Source organism: Nocardiopsis baichengensis YIM 90130 (assembly GCF_000341205.1).
Classification (GTDB): domain Bacteria; phylum Actinomycetota; class Actinomycetes; order Streptosporangiales; family Streptosporangiaceae; genus Nocardiopsis_A; species Nocardiopsis_A halophila.
Genome location: NZ_ANAS01000030.1, coordinates 28,618 through 50,211 on the forward strand (window position 1 = coordinate 28,618; position 21,594 = coordinate 50,211).

Consider the following 21,594-nt stretch of genomic DNA (forward strand, 5'->3'; position numbering starts at 1 on the left):
GACCGATGTCCGGCCGACCGCCGCTGGCGGTCGCACCGAGCTGCCCGAAAGTGAGCGGCTTATGACCACACTGAGGACGGCGTGGCGGCGGGCCACGCCTCCGCGCCTGTCGGTGCTGCGCACCGAAGCCCTGTCCGGGCTGGTTGTGGCCTTGGCCCTGATCCCGAATGCGATCTCGTTCTCGATCATCGCCGGGGTCGATCCCAGCGTCGGGCTGTACGCCGCCACGATCCTCGCCCTCGCCCTGGCCTTCCTGGGCGGGCGCCCGGCGATGATCTCCACGGCGACCCCGGCGATGGCGCTGGTGGTGGCGCCCCTGGGGCGCGAGCACGGGGTCGACCACCTGCTCGCGGCCACCGTCCTGGCGGGGGTGTTCCAGGTGCTGCTCGGCCTGGCGGGGGCGGCCCGTCTGATGCGGTTCGTGCCCACGAGCGTGATCACCGGGTTCGTCAACGCGCTCGGGGTCATGATCTTCACGGCGCAGATCCCCTACTTCGCGGGGGACGGCTGGGCGGTGTACGCGATGATCGCCGCGGGGCTCGCCGTCATCTGGCTGCTGCCCCGGCTGACCCGGGCGGTGCCGGCGCCGCTGGCGGCCATCGCGCTGCTGACCGCCGTCGCCTGGACGACGGGCCTGGAGCTGCCGACCGTGGGCGACATGGGGCGGCTGCCGGACAGCCTGCCGGTGCCCTTCCTGCCGGACGTCCCGCTCACCGTCGAGACGCTGGCCGTCATCGGCCCCACGGCGCTCACCCTGGCCCTGGTCGGCCTGATCGAGTCGCTCATCACCGCCAAGCTGGTGGACGACTACACCGAGACCGGCTCGGACAAGGCGCGGGAGGCCCGCGGCCAGGGGTGGGCCAACATCCTGTCCGGCTTCTTCGGCGGCATGCCGGGGTGCGCCACGGTGGGCCCGACCGTGATGAACGTGCGCTCGGGCGCGCGCACGCGGCTGTCCCTGCTCTTCGCCGGGGTGTTCCTGATCGTGCTGGTCACCGTGCTCGACGGCCTGCTGGCGGTCATCCCGATGGCGGCGCTGGTCGCGGTGATGGTCTACGTGGCCGCCACCACGGTCGACTGGCGCAGCCTCAACCCGCGGACGGTGCGCCGACTGCCGTGGAGCGAGACGGCGGTCATGCTGGTCACCGCGGTGGTCATCGTGGCCACGCACAACCTGGCGCTGGGCGTGGGGATCGGCGTCGTGGCCTCCATGGTGCTGTTCGCCCGCAACGCCGCCGTGGTCGCGGAGGTCACCAGCGTCCTCGACCCGGAGGGCGGCACCCGCGTGTACTCGGTGCACGGCGAGCTGTTCTTCGGCTCCCGGGAGCAGGTGCTGCACCACTTCGACTTCGCCGAGCCGGGGGTGCACGCGGTCACCATCGACCTCTCGGGGGCCCACGTATGGGACGCCTCAGCGGTGGCCGCCTTGGACCGGGCACTCGAACGCTTCCGCAAGAACGGGGTGGAGGCCGAGATCACCGGCCTCAACGAGTCGAGCGCGGCCCTGCACAACAACGTGAGCGGCCTGATGGCCGAGGCGAAGTGACGCCGCAACGAGCGAAGACGAAGTGACGACAGAGCAACGGGGGCGGACCTTTCCGCCCCCGTTCGCTTTGTTCCTGTGCATCCCGCCCGGCCCGGAACGGCTCTGAAGCGCAGGGGATGCACCTTTTCCTCAGGGCGGAGAAACGCGGCGCGGACCCGCCTGGAGGCCGGTCCGCGCCGGGCCGCGGTTCCGCCGGGGTGTGCCCCGGTCAGGCCTTGATCTGGGCGCGGGTGCCGCCCTCGCCGACCGCGATCTTGCGCGGCTTGGCCTGCTCGGCGACCGGGATGACCACGGTGAGCACCCCGTCCGCGTAGTCGGCCTTGATCCGGTCGGTGTCGAGCGTCTTGCCCAGGAACAGCTGGCGGGAGAACGAACCGGTGGGGCGTTCGCTCACCACGTTCTCGCGCCCCTCGGTCCGCTCCGGGGCGGGCCGGTCCGCCTTGACCGTCAGCACGTCGCGCTCCACCTGCAGGTCGATGCTGTCGGTGGCGACCCCCGGCATGTCGAAGTGGATGACGAATTCGTCGCCCTCGCGGTAGGCGTCCATCGGCATCACCGCGGGACGGGTGTCGTTGAACACCCGCTGGGTGAGGCGGTCGAACTCGCGGAAAGGATCGGTGCGCATCAGCATCCCACGTACACCTCCTCATCGGGTCAAGAACCTTGATGAGACCTCACGCAGGTTTGCTACCACATGATGGGCAATATAAACACCCGCTGTGGGGAAGAAAACCTCCACGAGGCCATGGAGCGCAGGAACGTGGAGTGCAGGCGGGCGCGGCACGGGCGGCCGTCGCGGGAGGAGGACCATGCGGCAGGAGCGGCCCCGGAGTGATCAGGGCGTCTACACCATCTCGGTGGCGGCCGGCCTGGTCGGCCTGCCCGCCGCGACACTGCGCCAGTACGAGGAGAAGGGCCTGGTCGAACCGGCGCGGACCCAGGGGCGCACCCGCCTCTACAGCGACGACGACATCGCGCTCCTGCGGCGGATCGCCGAGCTCAGCGGCGAGGGGGTGAACCTCGCCGGCATCGCCCGGATCCTCGTCCTGCAGGAGGAGAACGCCCGTCTGCGCCGGTCCGCCGACGGGGAGCAGGGGGCCGAGCGGCCGCCTGCACCGGGCCGCCGCTCACCGTCCTCGTGATCGCTGTCCGCCGCCGGTCCGCGATCACGGGACCAGGAGCACACGGCTCCCCCCGATCGCTTGCCGGACCGGTGGACCCGCATGTGTCGACGGTCTGGTGCAGAGCATCGAGAGGGGCGCGCGCCAACCGGCGCCGGAGGTGTCCGGCCCCCATGGAAGCGCCGAACGGCGCGCACCGAGTCCTCCGCGACCGCCGGTCCGCCGTGTGCAAGGCTTGCCGGGTCCCGGTCCCCGCACGGGCCCGGCGCTAGGAAGGACACGGATGGACCTGCTCGGCCTGCTCTTCTTCACCCTCTACGTGATCCTGGTCAGCGCGCTGGCGCGCCGGACGCTCGGCGCCCCGATCGGGTGGCCGCGCTCGATCGCGGTGGCGCTGGTCGTGCTCACCTCCGCCTACGGTGCGGCGGTGGCCGTGGTGAAGGCCGCCGGGCTTCCCTTCACCGAGGAGGCGCTCCGGGAGTCCCCGCTCCCCTACGTGGCGCTCGCCGGGCTGGCCCTCGTCTGGGTCTTCCTGTTCGGCCTGGTCGCGCTGGTGCTGCTGGAGCTGTTCATGCCCACCGGCGCCCTGCCTCCGGTGCGCTCCCTGTTCACCGGGTGGAAGGACCGCCGCAGGCGGGCCCGCCGCTATGCCCGGATCACCGCGATCGCGGTCAAGCACGGCCTGGGCGGCTACCTGCGCGGGCGCCGGCGCACCGCACCGGTGCAGGGCATGGCCAAGACGGCGCGGGCCCTCACCGCGGCGCTGAACGAGGCGGGCGTCGCCTACATCAAGTTCGGGCAGATGCTCTCCACCCGGCCCGACCTGGTCCCCGAGGTCTTCACCCGGGAACTGTCCGCGCTGCAGACCCGCGCCGCCCCCGAGCCGTGGCCGGGCATCGAGGGCGCGATCACCGGGGCCCTGGGGCGCCCGGCGGCGGAGGTGTTCGCGTCGGTGGACCCCGAACCGCTCGCCGCGGCCTCCGTCGCCCAGGTGCACGCCGCCGAGCTGCGCGACGGCACCCGCGTGGTGCTCAAGGTGCAGCGGCCGGGGGCGCAGCGCCAGGTCGAGGCGGACGTGGACATCCTGCTGCGGCTGGGCCGCCGGCTGCAGCGCGCCACCGCCTGGGGTGCGGCGCTGGGCGTGCAGCGGCTCGCCGAGGGGTTCGCGGCCTCCCTGGAGGAGGAGCTGGACTACCGCGTGGAGCTGGCCAACATGCAGGCCGTCGCGGCGGAGGTCGACGGGGACCGGCTGCGGGTTCCGCGGGTCCACCCCGAGTACTCCTCGCGCACCCTGCTGGTGATGGACCGGGTCGAGGGCACCCCGGTCGGCGACGCGTCCGAGCTGCTCGCCTCCTTCACCGCCCAGGAGCGCCGGGAGATCGCCGAGCGCCTGGTCGGGGAGGTGCTGCGGCAGATCACGGTGAGCGGTGTCTTCCACGCCGACCTGCACATGGGCAACATCCTGGTCGGCCCGGGCGGGGAACTGTCGATGCTCGACTTCGGTTCGGTGGGCCGATTGGACAGCGGTGCCCGCAGCTCGTTGGGGCTGATGCTGGCGGCGGTGGACCGGGACGACTCCATCGGCGCCACCGACGCCCTGGTCGACCTGCTGGACCGCCCCGAGGACCTGGACGAGCGGCGCCTGGAGCGGGAGGTGGGCCAGCTCATGGTGCGCTACGGTTCCGGTCTGGGCGGGCGGGGGGCCTCGGACATGTTCGCCGAGCTCTTCCCGGTCGTCCTGGGCCACGGCTTCTCGATCCCGCCGCAGATCGCCGCCGCCTTCCGGGCGCTCACGGCCCTCCAGGGCACTGCGGCGGCCATCAGCCCCGACCTGGACCTGATCCAGGCGGCCCGGCAGCAGGGGCGGCTGATCGCCGACGAGGCGATGTCCGGCGCGGCCCTGCGGGAGTCCCTGGAGGCGCGTCTGATGTCGCTGCTCCCGGCCCTGCAGCGGCTGCCCCGGCGCGTCGACAAGATCACCGAGGATCTGGAGCAGGGCCGGTTCACCGTGACCGTCCGCCCGTTCGCCGACCGGGAGGGCCGGCGGTTCCTCACCGACCTGGTGCGCCAGGGGGTGCTCGCGGCCCTGGCGGCCACCGCGGTCCTCGCCGCGATCATGCTGGTCACCAGCGACCAGGGCCCGATGCTGGCCCCCGACATGCCGCTCTACACCTTCCTCGGCGCTGGACTGCTCTTCGTCGGCTTCGTCCTCGCCCTCCGCGCCCTGGTCCTGGTCTTCCGCGACGACACCCCCTGACCCCGGCCCATGGGGGAGGCCGGCGGCGGACGTCCCGGCCTCCCCCTTCGGCGGACCGGGCGGACTGAGCAGAGCGTCCAGAGCACAAGACAGTCGAAAGCCCCGGTCCGCTTCAGCGGACCGGGGCTTTCGACTCCTGCGCACTCGGGAGGATTCGACCCCTCAACCTTCTGATCCGCAGTCCGATACATGCCGATTCGCATTCTTATATGAAGTATCGCCCGATGTCGCCTAGTGTTGGTCTTCCCAGGTCACCGGCGCTCCACCGTCCCAGCGGGGCCGGTGCGTGCCGGGCAGTGTCCCGAACTCCGCCCTGCCCTCGTCCTGCCCCGTGAGGTCTGACGCTGGCCTACCACCATCAGATTTCAGTCGGATGGTGGCCGGTTGAGCCGGTGTGTGTGGGTGACGCCGCCCTTCCGCCTCGGGGATCGGGGCGTCGAAGAGGGTAACGGCGGTTTCCTAGGTGTGTGCTCTGCCAGAGTCCTCGCCATCGTCATGGGCGAAAGGGGGATTCTCCGGTGGCGGTGCGACCCGCTTCCGTTGGTGCATCGGCGCACTGCTCCACGGCACCGGCCAGGCGCCGCGACCACCGGCCTGACCGGACGGCGACACCGCCCGGTCGCTACCGCGACGGTACGGGCCGGGGGCAGATCGGCCCGTGACGAACACGTTCGCTACCATGCGCGCATGGCCGAACGCCCCCAGCCCCGCAGCCGCCGAGAGCGCCCCTCCAAGCCGGCCCTCACCCGAGAGGGAATCATCGCCACCGCGGTGCGCCTTATGGAGGCCGAGGGCCTGCAGCGGGTCACCATGCGCCGACTGGCTCAAGAGCTCGACACCGGGCCCGCATCGCTGTACGTCTACGTGGCCAATACAGCCGAGCTGCACGCGGCAATCCTCGACGAACTGCTCGGCGAGGTCGACCTCAGCCCGGCCACAGCCGCCGGCGACTGGCGGAAGCGACTCGAAGCCGTCCTCACCTCGTACAACGAGGTGCTTCATGCCCGCCCGGCTCTCGCCCGCTCGGCTCTGCTCGCCCGCCCTTCCGGTGCCAACTACCTCGACCTGGTGGAGGCATTGCTTACGCTGTTGGCCGAAGGAAACGTGCCGGGTAACCAGGCTGCCTGGGGCGTCGACGTCCTGCTTCAGGTCGCCACGGCGTCCGCGGCAGAACACTCCGCCCAGGCGGAATCGGCCGACGCTCAGGACGAGTGGAGCGCACTCACCGACGCCCTTCGTGCTGCCTCTCCGGACCGCCGGCCGCATATCGCCGCCCTGGCCGAGGAGCTGATCGCCGGCCCTCCCACGGCACGTCGCACATGGATCTTCCACGCCCTCATCAACGGCATCCTGCACACCGCCGTCGACATCTGACCGCCGCACCGGTCCCCGGTAGGTGACCCGGACCCGGCAGCGGCTGCCCTGGAGGACACACCTCACCGCTGGGCCCGGATGACGCCGAGCCGCCGTCCCCGAGTCGCCGTCCCCGAGCCGATGGTCCGCAGGTCGGCCTGCAGACGCCGCAGCGAAGCCGGTCCGGGTCGGCAACCGGCTCTCTCCACTCGACATCCTCGGCCGCCACCGACCGTCATAGCTCCACGCCCCCTGTGTCGAACTTGTTCGTATCGAACATGTTCGTTACTGTGGTGATACCTCGCCTCAGCGGCGCGCTACTGGGAGGCGGGGAAGCGATCAACGGGACGAGTGCGACTACAGGACTACGAACAGGAAGCAGCCGCCGGAGCCCGCTCGTGGGCCCCGTCCCCCTCAACACCCGAAGCTCAACCACACACCGTGAAGGGGATGACCGGGATGAACGGCGACGACGAAGAGACACCGGTGCTGATTCTGGGCGGCAGTCTGGTCGGACTGTCCGCCGCGACCTTCCTGGCCTGGCACAACGTTCCGGTCGCCGTGGTCGAGAAGCACCACGGGAGCTCCCTGCATCCGCGGGCCATCGGCTTCACCACCCGCACGATGGAGCACTTCCGGGAGGTCGGGGTCGGAGTGCCGCCGTCACTGCAGGGTATGAGGCCGCCGCGGCGGGCGCGGGTGGAGAGCCTGACCGGCACGTGGTTCGAGGAATACCCGTGGACGCCGGGTGGCAAGGGCGCCTACGGCGCGGAGGACTCGCCGGTGCACGCAATCGCGATCACGCAGGACAACCTCGAACCTCTCCTGCGGAGCCGGGCGGTCGAGTTGGGCGCGGACGTGCGGCTGGGTACCGAACTCCTCGGTTTCGCCCAGGACGACGATGGCGTGACCGCGACACTGCGTCGCCGCGACGACGGCCACGAGTACCGCCTTCGCGCTCGGTATCTCGTGGCCGCGGACGGCGCGACCAGCACCGTACGTGAGGAGTCGGGCATCGGCCGCCACGGTGTGGGACCGCTGTCGGTGCAGCGCAGCATCCTCTTCCGCGCGCCCTTGGACGAGTACCTGGAGCACGGCGTGGTCCAGTTCGAGATCGAGCAGCCCGATCTGAAGGCATTCCTCACCACCTACTCCGACGGGCGGTGGGTGCTGATGCTCAGTGACGACATCGAGCGTGACGTCGCCGAGCAGCTCCAGGTGGTGCAGCAGGCGATCGGGCGCACCGACATCCCCATCGAATTGGTGACCACCGGCCGCTGGGACTTGGCCGGGCTGATCGCTGACCGTTTCTCCACCGGCCGCGTATTTCTGGCCGGGGACGCTGCTCACCAACTGCCGCCCAACCGTGGAGGTTTCGGCGCCAACACCGGTATCGACGATGCGCACAACCTGGCCTGGAAACTGGCCTCCGTGCTGGCCGGCAAATCCCGGCCCCGGCTGCTGGACACCTACGACGCCGAACGTCGGCCTGCCGCGGACCTGCGCCACGACCAACTGTTCGCCCGCGCCGACTACAAGGCCTACCTGACGACCCCGGCATCGGACGTGCCGGTGCTCGACGACGCGGCCGTCGAACTCGGCCAGCTCTACCGCTCGGCCGCGGTGCTGGGCGCGGGCGCCGACCTGCCTCCCGCGCAGCGGCCCGACGAGTGGGCCGGTCAGCCCGGCACCCGGGCCCCGCACCTGTGGGTCACCGTCGACGGCGAGGAAGCCTCGACGCTGGATCTGTTCCGAGGCGACTGGGTGCTGCTGTCCGAAGACGCCCGATGGGCCGACGCCGCAGCCCACGTCGCTGCGCAGCTGGATATTCCGGCTACGTTCGTGCACATCGGCACGGACGCGAATCCGGTGGAGCCCAACGCGTTCCGCACCGCCTACGGCCTCGAACCCTCCGGGGCGGCCCTGGTCCGTCCCGACGGATACATCGCCTGGCGTACCGTCACCGCCCCGGCCGACCCCGCCCAGGCACTCAACACCGCGTTGACGGCCACCGCCATGCCCGCCCACGCCGTCGAGACACCAGCAGGGAAAGCTTGATCAGAGCCGCCGCCAGGGCACACTTCCTCTTGTCCGGCCCTCCATGGCAGTCCACTCGGCAGGCCCGTCGACCTGAACCGAGGGTCTCTCGAGGCAGCACGCGGGAAGCGTGACGGAGCATCGACGCACCTCAGCGCACATTCGATGGGGTGCGGATCCTCTGACGTGATGGACGGGGGCAAGCAGTGAGGCTGTAGTTGTGCTGGCCGGGACCAGTGGAGAGGCAGGGACCGCAGCACGCCGAGCCGGTCGGCGACCATCGGGGCCTCGGCCTCCCCGCCTTGGGCCTCCTGCCTCTGTGGCGGAACGAGGTGGCTGAACTACCGGACCACAGGGGTGTAGTGGTCGAAGACGTCCGCAAGCAGCGCCTCGGCCTGCTCCCAGGGCAAGCGGTCGCCGTCGGACTGCTCGCACGCCTGCCACCGTGCCCGCATCAGGGCGCGGGCTTCTGTATAGCGGGTGTTGTTGTGGCGCACGCAAGCTCCGGCACACCGCCGCTTCGCTCACACCGCCGCTTCGCTGTCGACCGCGGGTGGTGCGGATGTATACGGCGTTCAGCGGATGCTCGGCCACGCCAAACCGTCGATGACGCTCGACACATACGGGCACCTGTGGCCGGACCGCCTCCACGAAGTCGCCGATGTGATCGACATCCGACGCGTCGAGGCGGTGAACAAGGCAGCGGAGCGGGCGGCGTAGAGCGGACTCGCCCCCGGGGCATGTGTACCGAATGCGTACCGGGAGCCCGCGGCATCCTCGCAGGGAAGCGCCAGACACGACGAAGCCCCACCTGCTTTCGCAGGTAGGGCTACATCATCACTGTGTCAGTGTGGCGCACTCGGGAGGATTCGAACCCCCAACCTTCTGATCCGTAGTCAGATGCTCTATCCATTGAGCTACGAGTGCCTGTCTTCTGTTGTGTCTTCCCAGGTGGCCCCTGTCCTCCCGGGCGACGTCTAAGACTCTACCAGAGTCCGCGGAGGGCTTTGACCGCATCATGCGTGCGGTGGGGGAGGGCCTGCGGGACCGGCCGCTCCAGCAGGCTCCGCCCGGAGGCAGGGGGCGCGCCGGCCGCCCGGCCGGCACACCCCCGATCGGTCCGGGTCAGGCGGAGGCGTCCGCCAGTGCCTCCGACCAGAGCGCCAGCGCCTCGTCGATCTGGTCGGCGTCCACGACCAGCGGCGGGATCATCCGGACCACGTTCCCGTGCGGCCCGCAGGTCAGCAGGAGCAGCCCGCGGTCGGTCGCCGCCTTGTGCGCCTTGGCCGCCGTCTCGGCGTCGGGGGAGCCGTCCGGCGCGGTGAACTCGCTCGCCGCCATCAGCCCGAGCCCGCGCACGTCGCCCACGCGCCCGTGTCCCTCGGCCGCCTTGCGCAGCCCGGCCAGCAGCCGCTCCCCGTTCCGGGCCGCGTTCTCCACCAGCCCTTCCTCGCGGATGACCTCCAGCGTGGCCAGCGCCGCCGCGCACGCCACCGCGTTGCCGCCGTAGGTGCCGCCCTGCGACCCGGGCCACGCGCGCTCCATGATGCCCTCCGGCGCCGCGATCGCCGACAGCGGGAAGCCGCTCGCCAGCCCCTTCGCGGTGATCACCACGTCCGGGCGCACCGCGGTGTGCTCGTGCCCCCAGAACCGGCCGGTCCGCCCGAAGCCGGTCTGCACCTCGTCGGCGACCAGCAGGATCCCGTGCTCGTCGGCGCGCCGCCGCAGCCCCTCCAGGAACGCGGGCGGGACCGGCACGTACCCGCCCTCGCCCAGGACGGGCTCGATGAAGAACGCCGCCGTGTCCCGGGGCGAGGTGACCGTGGCGAACAGGTAGTCCAGCTCGGCGAGGGCGTACTCGACCGCCTGGTCCTCGGTCATCCCCAGGCGGTAGGCGTAGGGGAAGGCGGAGACCGCGACGCCGGGCATCAGCGGCCCGATCCCCGCGCGGATCTTGGTCCCGGAGGTGGTGAGGGAGGCGGCGCCCATCGTGCGCCCGTGGAAGGAGCCGTCGAAGACGACCGCGTTCTGCCGGCCGGTGGCCTGCCGGGCCAGCCGCAGCGCGGCCTCGACCGCCTCGCTGCCGGAGTTGACGTAGAAGAGCCGGTCCAGCCCCTCGGGCAGGACCGTGCCCAGCTCCTCGGTGAGGCGCAGCAGCGGACGGTGCATGACCGTGGTGTACTGCCCGTGGATGAGGGTGGCGACCTGCCGCTGCGCCGCCTCCACCACCTTGGGGTGGCAGTGGCCCGTGCTCGTGACCCCGATTCCGGCGGTGAAGTCCAGGTAGCGGCGGCCGTCCTCGTCGTAGATGTGCACGCCCTCGCCGCGTGCGGCGAGGACCGGTGTGGCCTGCTTCAGGACCGGGGACAGCCGGGCCGACTGCTCGACCATGCGCGCGAACCTCATTCCGTAGGATTGTTGACAATCGACGGCGCTATGGAATCATCCGCCTGGAGCGGTGTCCAGACCGCGCTCCTCCGGGTCCCTACCCGCACCCCCGTTAGCCAACCAGGACCGGCGGGAAGGGGGCCGGGCAGGGACGAGCGAGAGGGAGCGGCAGACCGATGGCGCAGCACAGCGACGAAGTGAAGGCCGTCGAGCAGGTGGACAAGCGGCTCATGGTCGGCGGCCGGTGGCGCGACGCGAGCGGCGGCGCGACGTTCGCCGTCGAGGACCCCTCGACGGGCGAGGCCCTGTGCCGGGTGGCCGACGCCGGACGGGACGACGCCTTCGCCGCCCTCGACGCCGCGGCCGGAGCCCAGGCCTCGTGGGCCGCCGTCGCCCCGCGCGAGCGCGGGGAGGTCCTGCGCCGGGCCTTCGAGATCCTCATGGAGCGCCAGGAGGAGCTGGCGCTGCTGATGACCCTGGAGATGGGCAAGCCCCTGGCCGAGGCGCGCGGCGAGATCGCCTACGCCGCCGAGTTCCTGCGCTGGTTCTCCGAGGAGGCGGTGCGCGTCTCCGGCGGCTACGCCACCTCCCCCGACGGCAAGTCGCGCTTTTTGATCATGAAGCGCCCCGTGGGCCCGTCCATGCTCATCACGCCGTGGAACTTCCCCATGGCGATGGGCACCCGCAAGATCGGCCCGGCGGTGGCGGCCGGGTGCACGATGGTCCTCAAGCCCGCCCAGCAGACCCCGCTGTGCGCCCTTGCCCTGGCCGGGATCCTGGAGGAGGCCGGCCTGCCCGAGGGCGTGCTGAGCGTGCTGCCCACCACCGACCCGGGCGGGGTGACCGAGCCGCTGCTGCGCGACGGCCGCATCCGCAAGGTGTCCTTCACCGGCTCCACCGGGGTCGGCCGCGCCCTGCTGGAGCAGAGCGCCGAGCAGGTGCTGCGCACCTCCATGGAGCTCGGCGGGAACGCCCCCTTCCTGGTGTTCGGCGACGCCGACCTGGACGCCGCGGTCGAGGGCGCCATGCAGGCCAAGATGCGCAACATCGGCGAGGCCTGCACCGCCGCCAACCGGTTCTACGTGCACGAGTCGGTGGCCGCCGAGTTCTCCCGCCGCCTGGGGGAGCGCATGGGCGCCCTGACGGTCGGCCGGGGCACCGAGGACGGGGTCCAGGTGGGGCCGCTCATCGACTCGCGCGCGCGGGAGAAGGTGCAGCGCCTGGTGGACGACGCGGTGGACCGTGGCGCGCGCGTGGTCGTCGGCGGCGGGGAGGCCGAAGGGCCCGGGTACTTCTACCGGCCCACGGTCCTGGAGAACGTCTCCCAGGACAGCGACATGTACTCGACGGAGATCTTCGGCCCCGTGGCGCCCGTGAGCGTCTTCAGCACCGACGAAGAGGCCCTGAGCGCGGCCAATGACACCGAGTACGGACTCGTCAGCTACGTCTACACCAGCGACGTGAAGCGCGCGCTGCGCGTCTCGGAGGCGCTGGAGACCGGGATGGTGGGCCTGAACCAGGGAATCGTCTCCAACCCCGCGGCCCCGTTCGGCGGGGTGAAGCACTCCGGCCTTGGCCGCGAGGGCGGAACCGTCGGCATCGAGGAGTTCCTGGACACCAAGTACGTGGGCATCGGCGGCATCTAGAGCAGGAGTCGGAGAAACGGCGAACAGGGCCGGGAGGCGGAGAGTCCCGCCTCCCGGCCCTGAGCCGTTCGCCCCGGTCCTCCTGAGAGAGGTTCCCGCCGGTTCCGTGGAGCGGCCGTCGCTCTGCGATGGATCCGTAGAGGTGGGGCGAGTGAGTCATCGGTAGTGGTGATCTCGCCACTTCAGGCCGCCGAAAGTGGTGATCTCACCACTATCGATACGGGCGGCCCCCGCACGAGGCGCATGAACCGGCGGTCGGAAGCGGAGCGGGCCCGGCCACGGCCCTACGCCCCAGAGGCCGAGCGCCAGGGCGTTCGCGGGCCGTCCCGGACCGGGACGGCCCACCACCGGCCCCCTATCGAGACCGGCGGCCGAACACCTGCTGAGCGCTGTCCCGTCCTCTCCGGACATTGCGTCCACGCGCGATGTCAGTCGTCCTCTTCGGGGTTCTCGAACTCCGCCGCCACAGGGGCTCGGGGGTCGTCCTCGTCCTCGCCGGTCCCGGTGTCCACGTCCACGCGGAAGCGCAGCGAATCCGCCGCGTCCTCCGGGACGAGGAAGCTCGCCACGAATCCGCCCGTGTCCCCCGGCCGCAGCGGTTCGCCCTCGGTGTCGGTGCACCCGAGGAAGCCGGGGAAGACCACGTCCTCCAGGCCGGCGCGGTTCGCGTACTCGTTGGTCGTCTCCCAGGTGCGCCCGCGGTCGTCGGTGGCCTGGAAGCTGCAGGTCTCCAGCATCTCCGCCGAGCGCTCGTCGGACGGCGTCGCCTTGAACACCGCGTCGACCAGCGTGATCCCCGCCGGGGGCGGCTCGGCGCCGATGTACTCGTCGACCACCACCCCGGCGAGCTCCCAGTCGCTCCCGGCGAGGGAGGCCGTGGCGTCCTGGGCGGGGACCGGCTCGGGCGGGACCGCTCCGGTCTCCTCCCACTTCTCGGTCTCCAGCCACCACGGGCCGACGAGCGAGACGGGCAGGAGGACGGCGATGCCCGCGATCCAGGGCAGGTGCAGCCGCTTCCACAGCGGTGCGCGGTCCGTCCGGGGCGCTCCCCGGCGCCGGCCCCCGGCGACCGGCCCCTGAGGGCCGGAGGAGCCGACAGCGGGTGGACCGGCGTAGGGGCCGGTGTTCGGGCCGGGGCCCATCCCGTGGACCGGGACGCCGGGCGGCGGTCCTTGCGGGTGCGGTGCGGCGGGACGTGCACCCGGCTGGGGGCCGGTCGGAGCGGGCCCCTGGGGTGCGTGCGGAGCGGGCGGCCCGGGCGGGGGTGCGTACGACGGGTGTCCCTGCTGCGGTGGGCCCTGCGGCTGCGGTGGCCGCTGCGCGTTCGGGGGCCCGGCGGGGTGCGGCGGGCGGCCGGGGGGAGGTCCTTGCGGGGGCCCCTGCGGGGTTCCCGGAGGCGGGCCGAACTGCGGGCGCTGTGGCCCCGGCTCCTGCCCGGCGGGCGCGTTCGGCGCCTTCGGGGGGTTCGGCGCGCTGGGCCGACCGCACGGCTCACGCCCCTGCGGGGCGGGGCCCTGCGGGTCGCGGTCCTGGGGATCGTGAGGGGCGGGCACGGGCCGTCACACCTTCTGCATCCGGGGTTCGGGCACGTCGATGGTCTCTTCGGCGCCGGCGATCGCCTTCTTCAGCTCGTCCCCGCTCAGTCCCAGCTCCACGTGGGCCTCGCCGGACAGCCGCCGGTCGATGCCGGTGGACACGTTGACCTCCAGTACCGGGTCCTTCAGGGCGTCCTCCGGCACCTCGAACGCGGTCGCCCCGCGCATCGGGATGCCGGGCGGGAACCCCTCGCCGACGCCGCCGAAGGTGTTGTACAGCCACGACGTCGCGCCGTAGACGTTCTTGTCCCCGCTGTCGAGGCGGGCCTCCAACCGGGTGAGGTGGTCCTCCCGGGCGGTGACCTCCAGGAAGACCACCATCCACACCCCCTCGGCCTCGAAGTACTCGGGCTCCGGCCCGAAGTCGGAGAGCGCGGAGTCCCCCGCGTCCCCGGAGCCGTCCGCCACGGCCCGGGCGAAGCGCACCTCGTCCACCCGCACGGTGAAGGAGCGCGCGTCCACCGCCGAGGACGCGTCGCCGGAGGCCACCATCGGCAGGGTCGCGTCCACCGATGAGGGGAACCGCAGCGACTGGGCGCCCATGAGCAGCGCCAGCAGCACCAGCGAGGCGAGCACGGTGGGCCAGCGCCGGCGGCCGCCCTCGTCCGGGGGCGGCGGTGAGGCGGGCGGCCCGGCGGCGGGGACGGGCGGCTGCGGGGGCGACGGCGGGGGAAGGGGAGCGCTGACGGTGATCACTCCTCGTCGACGGGCAGGTCGACCACGGCGCGGGGGCGGTTGTCGGTCCACCACCGCTTGGTCTCGTCGGTGAAACCGGCCTCGTACTTGGCCCCGGTGACGGTCACCTCGACCTCGTCCACCTGGGCGATCTGCCCGGAGACGTCGTCCGGTTCGGCGAGCAGGTCCTCGCCGAAGATCTCCTCGCCGGTCTTGGGTGTGGTGTCGTCGGGGTCGTCCTCGGACAGCGGCCAGCTCAGGACCACCTCCTCGGGCATCCCCGGCTGCAGGTCGGAGGCGGTGACCTCGGGGTGGCGGGTGAGCGCCATCCGCATCGGGCCCGGGGCCAGGTCCTTGCGGCCGAACCGGGGCTTGAACAGCCCGCCGATCTCCGAGACCGAGACCGGCTCGTTGAACCGCGACTCGATGTCGGCGCGGATGTCGAGGGTGAACTGCCCGGTGTCGGGGTTCCGGCCGAAGGCCGCCTCGTGCAGCCGCAGCTCGATCAGGGAGTTGCGGATCTCGTCGCCGGGCTCGACGGTGCGGTGCTCGGTCGCGGTGGCGGACTCCAGGCCGCCCCCCGCCCAGAGGCCGGCGACGGCGGCCGCGACCGCGAGGACACCCACGGTGACGGCGGCCAGGCGTGCCCGGGTGCTCCGGGGCAGACGGACCAGCGGAGCTTCTTCGGGGTCGGGCGCGTGGTGGGCCACGGCAGGGAAGTTTAGAGGCGATGGGTGACTGAAGGGGGACAAGCGGCCGAAAGAGGACATCGGGCCTGCGTGCGAAGCCCCTGCCCGGGGGGAAGACGAGGCCTTCGGGGCACACTCGCGACGGCTCACCGGCGCCCACCGGACGATCGGTCGGGCTCGCCAGGCGCTCGGTCGGTGCGCGCCCGCTGCCCGACCTGGGCTCTCCGCCGGCGACGACGGTCGCACGGCCGTTTCGGGTGCCGGTAACGGCGGCTGAAAGCGGTCTGAAAGCGCCGCAGAAGGCGGCGCCTCTAGCGTGGAGCACGTTCGGCCAGACCGGGACCCCGCGGGAGGACGGCCCGCGGGTCCGGTCCGGCACGCCCACGGCGCTCGGTGCGGTGGATCGGCCGCATCCAGGGGGGTGCCCGTTCGTTACTCAGTTGGGATGGGTGAAGATGCTGCTGATCGAGTCGAGTCGGGTCGAGGAAGAGTTCCTCCGGATCGTCGAAGGCCTCGACGCTCCCGCCTCTGTCGTGCCTGCGGTCGCCAAGTCGAAGCCTTGGAGCGACGACGGGGACGACGGGGTCTCCCGCCAGGAGGAGATGGAGCCTCTGGAGGACGACGACCTCATCGACATTGACATTGATTGGCCGTAGGGCGCACCTCCAGTGAGTGGGGGCGTGGACGCGGCCCCGCGGAAAGGGAAGTGTGACATGACGGGGTGCACGACGCTGTACGGGGAGTTCGACGCCGTCGTGGACCGGCTCGGGGACGTGGTCGCGAAGATCAAGCCCTACGAAGAGCCGATCCCGGGAGGCAGGCCGGACTCCGAGAGTGACGGGGGCGAAGCCGATGAGCAGACCGAGGAGGAACGCCCTCCAAGGCGAACGGTCGATCACTCTTCATGGCGGTGAATCGGGTAGGTCTGGTCCGACCCGAAAATGACCAAATGAGGTCGAGCGTCAGGATCCACAAATGGCCTTGGTACAGTGCCATTTGTGGATTTTGGCGTGCTCGGCCCTATCGCCGCTTGGCGGGACGACGGTGAGCCGGTCCCGGTCGGCGGCCCGAGGCAGCGCTGTGTCCTGGGGGCCCTCCTCGTCGACATCGGCAAGGAAGTGCCGATCGATCGCCTGATCGAATACCTGTGGGACGACGACCCGCCCCGTACCGCTCGGTCGGTGATCCAGGTGCAGGTCTCCCACTTGCGGCGGACGTTCCCGGACCTGATCGTGACCACGCCGGGCGGCTACCAGGCCGATGTCGCCCCCGACCGCGTCGATCTCTACCGTTTCCGCGGCCTGGTGAACCGCGCCCAGGCCGCAGAGGCCGAAGAGGAGGCGCTCCTCCTGTGGGACCGGGCGCTCCAGTGCTGGAGGGGGCGCCCGTTCTCGGGGACGGGCAGTGACAGCCTTTGGTACGCCCTCGGGCGGCCCCTGATGGAGGAGCGCTGGGCGGCGGTCGTCGCCTGGGCCGAGCGGGCCTTCTCGCTGCGGCGCTATGACGAGGTCGTCACCCGCCTCACCCCTGTGGTGCGTGAGGACCCGTTGCGCGAGCGGCTGCAGTACCTGCTCATCGCGGCGCTGCACCGTAGCGGCCAGCGGGCCGCAGCGCTCAACGCCTACCAGGAGAACCGCCGCTTCCTCGCTGAGGAGCTGGGCGTGGATCCGAGCGCCGAGCTTGCCGAACTGCACGCGCGTATCCTTAACGACACCGAAGGCCAAGAGAGCCGCTTGGCCGGGGCGGCTGGGCCCACGGCACCGGTCGGTGAGGCACCCGCGGCTCCGCGTGACGACTTGCCGCGAGACCTCCCCGATTTCACCGGCCGGGAGGACGATCTCCGAGAGCTGCTCGCGGTCTCCGAACTCGGTGAAGAGGCCGCTCGGGTGTACGTGGTCTCCGGGCCGGGCGGGGTCGGCAAGACGTCGCTTGTGGTGCACGCCGCTCACCGCATGGCCGAGCGCTTCCCTGACGGTCGGTTCTTCATCGATCTGCACGGTTTCAGCCCTGAACGGGATCCGGTGACCCCCGAAGCCGCCTTAGGCGTGCTGTTGCGTGCCACCGGGGTGCCGCCTGACCGGGTCCCTGATGCCCTCGAAGAGCGCTCAGCCCTCTGGCGTTCCCAACTGTCCGGGCACAGAGCGCTCGTCGTGCTGGACAACGCTGCGGGATATTCTCAGGTGTCACCGCTGCTGTCGGCCTCTTCAGGGTCGCTCACCGTCGTCACCTCGCGCTATGACCTTCCCGGGGTGAGCGGGGCCGGCCATCTGTCGCTCAGCATGTTCGACGAAGAGGACTCGCTGGCCCTGTTGTGCACCGTGCTCGGGGAGACGCGTGTGCAGAGCGAGCGAAACGGCGCGGTCGAGGTCGCGCGGCTCTGCGGAGGCCTGCCACTCGCTCTGAGGATCATTGCGGCGAGAATGCTCAATCGCCCTCGGTGGACGTTCGACCATGTCCGCCAGCGCTTGAGCGAGCAGCGGCGCCGTTTCCGAGAACTCCGCGTGGACGGCCAGAGTGTGGAGGCCGTCTTCGAGCTCTCGTTCCACAGCCTGGGGGAAGAGCAGAGACGGTTCTTCAGCCTGCTCGGGGTGGCCATCGGTGGAAGCTTCGATCTGCACGGTGCCGCAGTACTGCTCGAGCTTTCCCCGCCCGACACCGACGATCTCCTGCAGGAGCTCGTCAGCGTATGCCTCCTGGACGAGCATGGCGTCGACTTCTACCGGTTCCACGACCTCATCGGTGACTACGCCCGTCACAAGGCTCATGAGGTCCTCCACGAGGCGGACATCGAAGCCGCACGCTGGAGGCTCGCCGAGTACTACCTGGAGATGGCGAACAAGGCGGCGGGGTTTCTGGGGCCCCGGGCCCATGCCTACGAGCTCGCGGTGCAGGACAAGTCCCGCTACGACAGCGATATAACCGATCGGGACGAAGCGGTCGCCTGGTTCGAGCGGCATCAGGACAACCTCGTCTCGGTGGTCGATTTCTTCGCCGAGCAGAAGGCCGGTGAGCACACCTGGCAGATCGCCGAGTCGGTGTGGCGGTTCTACGCATCGCACGGCAGGACCGATCACCTGTTCGTGACGCATGAAAAGGCCCTGGCCGTGAGCAAGGAGCAGGGCAGGGAGCGCGGAACAGCGGTGACTCTGATCGGACTGGGGATCGCTCAGTGTTACGCCGGCAGGTACCGCGTGGCGCTGGAGCTACTCGACGACGCCGCGGTGATCCTGGAGGCCTTGGGGGACCAGGAGGGGCTCGCCCGCGTCAACTCCAACCGTGCCATGGTCTACGAACGCCTCGGCCGATACGGCGAAGCGCTGAAGACCTTCATCGAGATCCGTGAAATCGCCCGGGCCAAGGGTGACCTGCAGCTGGAAGTTCTGCAGACGCTCAACATCGCCCTGATGAATCAAGCGCAGCGGAACTCCGCCGAGGCGATGAGGGAAGCCGAGTACATCCTCAACCAGCCCGATCGCTCTGTGGTGTGGGATCTGCGGGTGTCAGCCCTGAGAGTCATCGGTGAGGCCCTTTCCGATCTCGGGGACCAGGAATCCGCGGGAAAGTATGTGCAGGAATCGATTTCCTTGTCTCGGGAGACGGGCGACCATTCGGACGAGATCTTTGCACTGAATGCGTTGGCCATCGTCCTGCGGCGTTCCGGGGATGTGGAGCAGGCGATCCGCACGCACATCCAGGCCTTGGAACTCGGCGGTGAGATGTCGTTGGGCAGCGCGGACTCGGAGATCCTCTTCGAGCTCGGCAACACGTATGCCCAGGCAGGAAAGAAGGAGGAGGCGGCCGACTCCTTCGGGAGGGCGCTCGAATTCGCCCGCGATCGTGATGAGCGCTACGCCGAGGCCCGCGCCCTGCTGGGACTCGGGACCATGGAGTCCCCGTGCGACTCCCACGAAGCCGAGATCGCCCGCGACCGGCTCACGGCCGCACTGGCCATCTTCACCGAGCTCGGGGCTCCCGGCGCGGATGAGGCCCGCGCCGCTCTCCAGAACCTGGGCGGGGCGATCCCGGCCCCGCGTACCGGCGACGTTCCGAAAGGCACAGCGTCCTTCGAGTCCTCAGAGCCGGTTCCCCCTCGCTCGTCGGAAGGCGTGGACATCCCCTCCTCAGGGGAGCCGGGGGCCTCGGACCGCCCGGATCAGTAGCCCTCCCAGGCCTCCTGCTCCTGCTGGTAGCGGAGGACGGCCGGGTCGAGCAGCGTCGAGGCGCGCACGTCCCGCTCCTCTCCGGGGCCAGCCTCTCCGCCGTCGCCGGTCGTGCGCTCGCGGTCCTTGGGGAAGACCTTCGCCGCTTCGAGGACCCGATCGTCGAGGAACCTCAGCTCGGGCGCGTCCTCCGGCAGCGTGAGCTCCGGGGCGCCCTCCCCGGGGCCGCCCTCGGTCGGCCGTGCCAGATAGAACCCCCAGTTGCCGAAGCTGGGCACGTCCACGTTGTAGGGCACCGCGCTCCAACCGGAGTCCTCCAGCGACTCGGCCACGCTCCAGTAGGCGTCCGCCGCGAAGTAGGGCGACCCCGCCTGCACCGACATCAGTCCGCCGTCCCGCAGCGCCCCGCGGACCAGCCCGTAGAACTCCACCGAGTACAGCTTGGCCGTGGCGACGTCGTCGGCGTCGGGCATGTCGACGACGACGGCGTCGAAGCGGCTCCGCTGCTCGCGCAGCCACTTGAAGGCGTCGGTGTTGACGACCTCCATGCGCGGGTCGTCCAGGGCGTCCTCGTTGAGGTCCGAGAGCACCGGGTCGGTGCGGGCCAGCCGGGTGACGGCCGGGTCCAGGTCGACCAGGGTCACGTGCTCGACGTCGGGGTACTCCAGCACCTCGCGGGCGGCCAGCCCGTCCCCGCCGCCCAGCATCAGCACCTCCCCGCGCGGCCCGGCCATCGCGGGGTGCACCAGCGACTCGTGGTAGCGGTACTCGTCCAGCGAGCTGAACTGCAGGTCGCCGTTGAGGAAGAGCCGGGTGTCCCGGCCGTCGGTCGTGCGGGTGAGCACGACCTCCTGGTAGGCCGAGCGCTCGGCGTGCACGATCGGGTCGCGGTAGAGCGCCTGGCGCGCGGTCACCTCGAAGCGGCCGGAGTAGACGAACGCGGCGGCGAGCACCGCGAGCACCACCGCCATCCCCAGCGCCGCCCCGATCCGGGCGCGCGGGCGCAGGGTCGCGCGGAAGATCCACAGGACCACCCACATGCCGACCAGGGCGTTCAGCGCCCCCACCGCGAGGGCGCCCTCGACCAGGCCCAGGAGCGGCAGCAGCAGGAACGGGAAGGCCAGGCCGCCGACGAGCCCGCCCACGTAGTCGGCGGCGAACAGGTCGGCGACCGCGTCGGCGGCGTCCTGGCGCCGGATCCGCTGGATGAGCTTCATCAGCAGCGGGATCTCGGCGCCGATGAGCGCACCCACCGCGAACGCGCACAGCACCAGCGCGGGCTGGTACATCGACAGGTAGGCGTAGGCCCCGTACAGGAGCAGCACGGACAGGCCGCCGACCAGCGACAGGGCGCCCTCGATCACGATGAACCAGAACGCGGGCCGGTCGGTCAGCCGCTTGGAGGCCAGCGAGCCCACCCCCATGGCGAAGACCATGACGCTGAGCACGATCGAGGCCTGGGTGACGCTGTCGCCGAGCAGGTAGCTGCCCAGCGCCACCAGCGCGAGTTCGTACACCAGCCCGCAGGCCGCGCAGATGAACACGCCCAGCAGCACCAGGAAGCGGGCGGCGCGCGGTCCGACCGGAAGGCGGACGGGGGAGGCGCCCGCCTCGGGCGCCTCCCCCGTCCGCGCGGCCCCTTCGGAGCCGGACATCAGGAGATCGCCGCCGCCACGACCAGGGCGACGGACACGTGGGCGATCGCGTTGATCCACGCGGCGGGGCGCAGCTCGGTGTGGTTGACCACGTCGCCGAGGCGGCCCGGGGTGAGCAGGTCGATGGCGACGAAGGACAGGGTCATCAGCACCAGGCCCACCACCCCGTAGACGGCGGTGCGCAGCAGCCCGTCGGCCACGGTCCCGCCGGAGGCGTAGATCGCCATGGCCACCACCATGGCCACCCCCAGGGTGTTGGCGGCCAGCACGAGCGTGGCGTTGGGGTTGCGCTGCTCCCAGATGAGCACGTGCAGCCTGCCGGGCGTGAGCAGGTCCACGAGCAGGTATCCGGCGAGCATCAGGACGAGGCCGAGGGCCCCGTAGGCGAGAACGGCCAGGGCTTCATAGATGATGAACATCGCGTCTCGGGGGTTCCTTGTCTGTCTCGTTCCGTCATGGGTGCCGGCTGTGC

17 protein-coding genes and 1 tRNA gene are annotated in these 21,594 nt (G+C 71.1%); 9 read left to right on the top strand and 9 right to left on the bottom strand.

Features of this window, described 5'->3' with window-relative positions:
* The first annotated feature begins 61 nt into the window (after window positions 1-61).
* On the top strand, window positions 62-1,546 hold the full coding sequence (locus C892_RS0121390) for a SulP family inorganic anion transporter (protein WP_017539531.1): 1,485 nt from the start codon (window positions 62-64) through the stop codon (window positions 1,544-1,546).
* A 208-nt stretch (window positions 1,547-1,754) separates the two neighbouring features.
* Here C892_RS0121390 and C892_RS0121395 read toward each other — a convergent pair whose 3' ends face one another.
* A complete protein-coding gene (locus tag C892_RS0121395) occupies window positions 1,755-2,177 on the bottom strand; it encodes an Hsp20/alpha crystallin family protein (RefSeq protein ID WP_017558848.1) in 423 nt (140 codons plus the stop codon).
* A 178-nt stretch (window positions 2,178-2,355) separates the two neighbouring features.
* On the opposite strand from C892_RS0121395, the gene C892_RS0121400 reads away from it, so the two are divergent.
* The 4 genes from C892_RS0121400 (at window position 2,356) to C892_RS0121415 (ending at window position 8,335) form a co-directional block, all read left to right on the top strand.
* Window positions 2,356-2,688: a MerR family transcriptional regulator gene (locus tag C892_RS0121400; protein ID WP_017558849.1), complete on the top strand. Its 333-nt coding sequence runs from the start codon at window positions 2,356-2,358 to the stop codon at window positions 2,686-2,688.
* Window positions 2,689-2,950: 262 nt separating this feature from the next.
* Entirely contained in the window at window positions 2,951-4,924 is a 1,974-nt protein-coding gene (locus tag C892_RS0121405) for an ABC1 kinase family protein (protein WP_017558850.1), read from the top strand.
* Between the two features lie 687 nt (window positions 4,925-5,611).
* On the top strand, window positions 5,612-6,298 hold the full coding sequence (locus C892_RS0121410; protein ID WP_017558851.1) for a TetR/AcrR family transcriptional regulator: 687 nt from the start codon (window positions 5,612-5,614) through the stop codon (window positions 6,296-6,298).
* Between the two features lie 429 nt (window positions 6,299-6,727).
* A complete protein-coding gene (locus C892_RS0121415; RefSeq protein ID WP_017558852.1) occupies window positions 6,728-8,335 on the top strand; it encodes an FAD-dependent monooxygenase in 1,608 nt (535 codons plus the stop codon).
* Between the two features lie 320 nt (window positions 8,336-8,655).
* Here the strand turns inward: C892_RS0121415 and C892_RS31895 are convergent, their stop codons facing one another.
* From C892_RS31895 to C892_RS0121435, 3 genes are all read right to left on the bottom strand, one after another.
* Complete coding sequence (locus C892_RS31895) at window positions 8,656-8,811, bottom strand: hypothetical protein (protein ID WP_017558853.1); 156 nt, start codon at window positions 8,809-8,811, stop codon at window positions 8,656-8,658.
* Window positions 8,812-9,165: 354 nt separating this feature from the next.
* Window positions 9,166-9,241: transfer RNA gene (locus C892_RS0121430), tRNA-Arg, on the bottom strand.
* A 198-nt stretch (window positions 9,242-9,439) separates the two neighbouring features.
* Window positions 9,440-10,705, bottom strand: a complete 1,266-nt coding sequence (locus tag C892_RS0121435; protein ID WP_017558855.1) for an aspartate aminotransferase family protein — start codon at window positions 10,703-10,705, stop codon at window positions 9,440-9,442.
* A gap of 173 nt (window positions 10,706-10,878) precedes the next feature.
* Here C892_RS0121435 and C892_RS0121440 point away from each other — a divergent pair, with 173 nt between their 5' ends.
* On the top strand, window positions 10,879-12,348 hold the full coding sequence (locus tag C892_RS0121440) for an NAD-dependent succinate-semialdehyde dehydrogenase (RefSeq protein ID WP_017558856.1): 1,470 nt from the start codon (window positions 10,879-10,881) through the stop codon (window positions 12,346-12,348).
* A 428-nt stretch (window positions 12,349-12,776) separates the two neighbouring features.
* Here the strand turns inward: C892_RS0121440 and C892_RS0121445 are convergent, their stop codons facing one another.
* From C892_RS0121445 to C892_RS0121455, 3 genes are all read right to left on the bottom strand, one after another.
* Window positions 12,777-13,490 (bottom strand): hypothetical protein, encoded by a 714-nt coding sequence (locus C892_RS0121445; protein WP_017558857.1) that lies wholly within the window; start codon window positions 13,488-13,490, stop codon window positions 12,777-12,779.
* 417 nt (window positions 13,491-13,907) lie between these two features.
* Window positions 13,908-14,639 (bottom strand): hypothetical protein, encoded by a 732-nt coding sequence (locus C892_RS0121450; protein WP_017558858.1) that lies wholly within the window; start codon window positions 14,637-14,639, stop codon window positions 13,908-13,910.
* A complete protein-coding gene (locus tag C892_RS0121455) occupies window positions 14,636-15,328 on the bottom strand; it encodes a hypothetical protein (RefSeq protein WP_017558859.1) in 693 nt (230 codons plus the stop codon). Before C892_RS0121455 ends, C892_RS0121450 begins: the two co-directional genes overlap by 4 nt.
* 434 nt (window positions 15,329-15,762) lie before the next feature.
* Here C892_RS0121455 and C892_RS0121460 point away from each other — a divergent pair, with 434 nt between their 5' ends.
* The 3 genes from C892_RS0121460 to C892_RS29370 all read left to right on the top strand — a co-directional run bounded on the left by C892_RS0121460 (window position 15,763) and on the right by C892_RS29370 (window position 19,467).
* Window positions 15,763-15,963 (top strand): hypothetical protein, encoded by a 201-nt coding sequence (locus C892_RS0121460; protein ID WP_017558860.1) that lies wholly within the window; start codon window positions 15,763-15,765, stop codon window positions 15,961-15,963.
* 57 nt (window positions 15,964-16,020) lie between these two features.
* Window positions 16,021-16,221, top strand: coding sequence for a hypothetical protein (locus tag C892_RS0121465; RefSeq protein ID WP_017558861.1), 201 nt, complete (start codon window positions 16,021-16,023; stop codon window positions 16,219-16,221).
* Window positions 16,222-16,305: 84 nt separating this feature from the next.
* A complete protein-coding gene (locus C892_RS29370) occupies window positions 16,306-19,467 on the top strand; it encodes an AfsR/SARP family transcriptional regulator (RefSeq protein ID WP_239647476.1) in 3,162 nt (1,053 codons plus the stop codon).
* Here C892_RS29370 and C892_RS0121475 read toward each other — a convergent pair.
* Window positions 19,461-21,122, bottom strand: a complete 1,662-nt coding sequence (locus C892_RS0121475; RefSeq protein WP_017558863.1) for a polyamine aminopropyltransferase — start codon at window positions 21,120-21,122, stop codon at window positions 19,461-19,463. The genes C892_RS29370 and C892_RS0121475 overlap by 7 nt on opposite strands.
* Window positions 21,122-21,541: a DUF350 domain-containing protein gene (locus C892_RS0121480; protein WP_017558864.1), complete on the bottom strand. Its 420-nt coding sequence runs from the start codon at window positions 21,539-21,541 to the stop codon at window positions 21,122-21,124. Before C892_RS0121480 ends, C892_RS0121475 begins: the two co-directional genes overlap by 1 nt.
* Window positions 21,542-21,594: the final 53 nt, after the last annotated feature.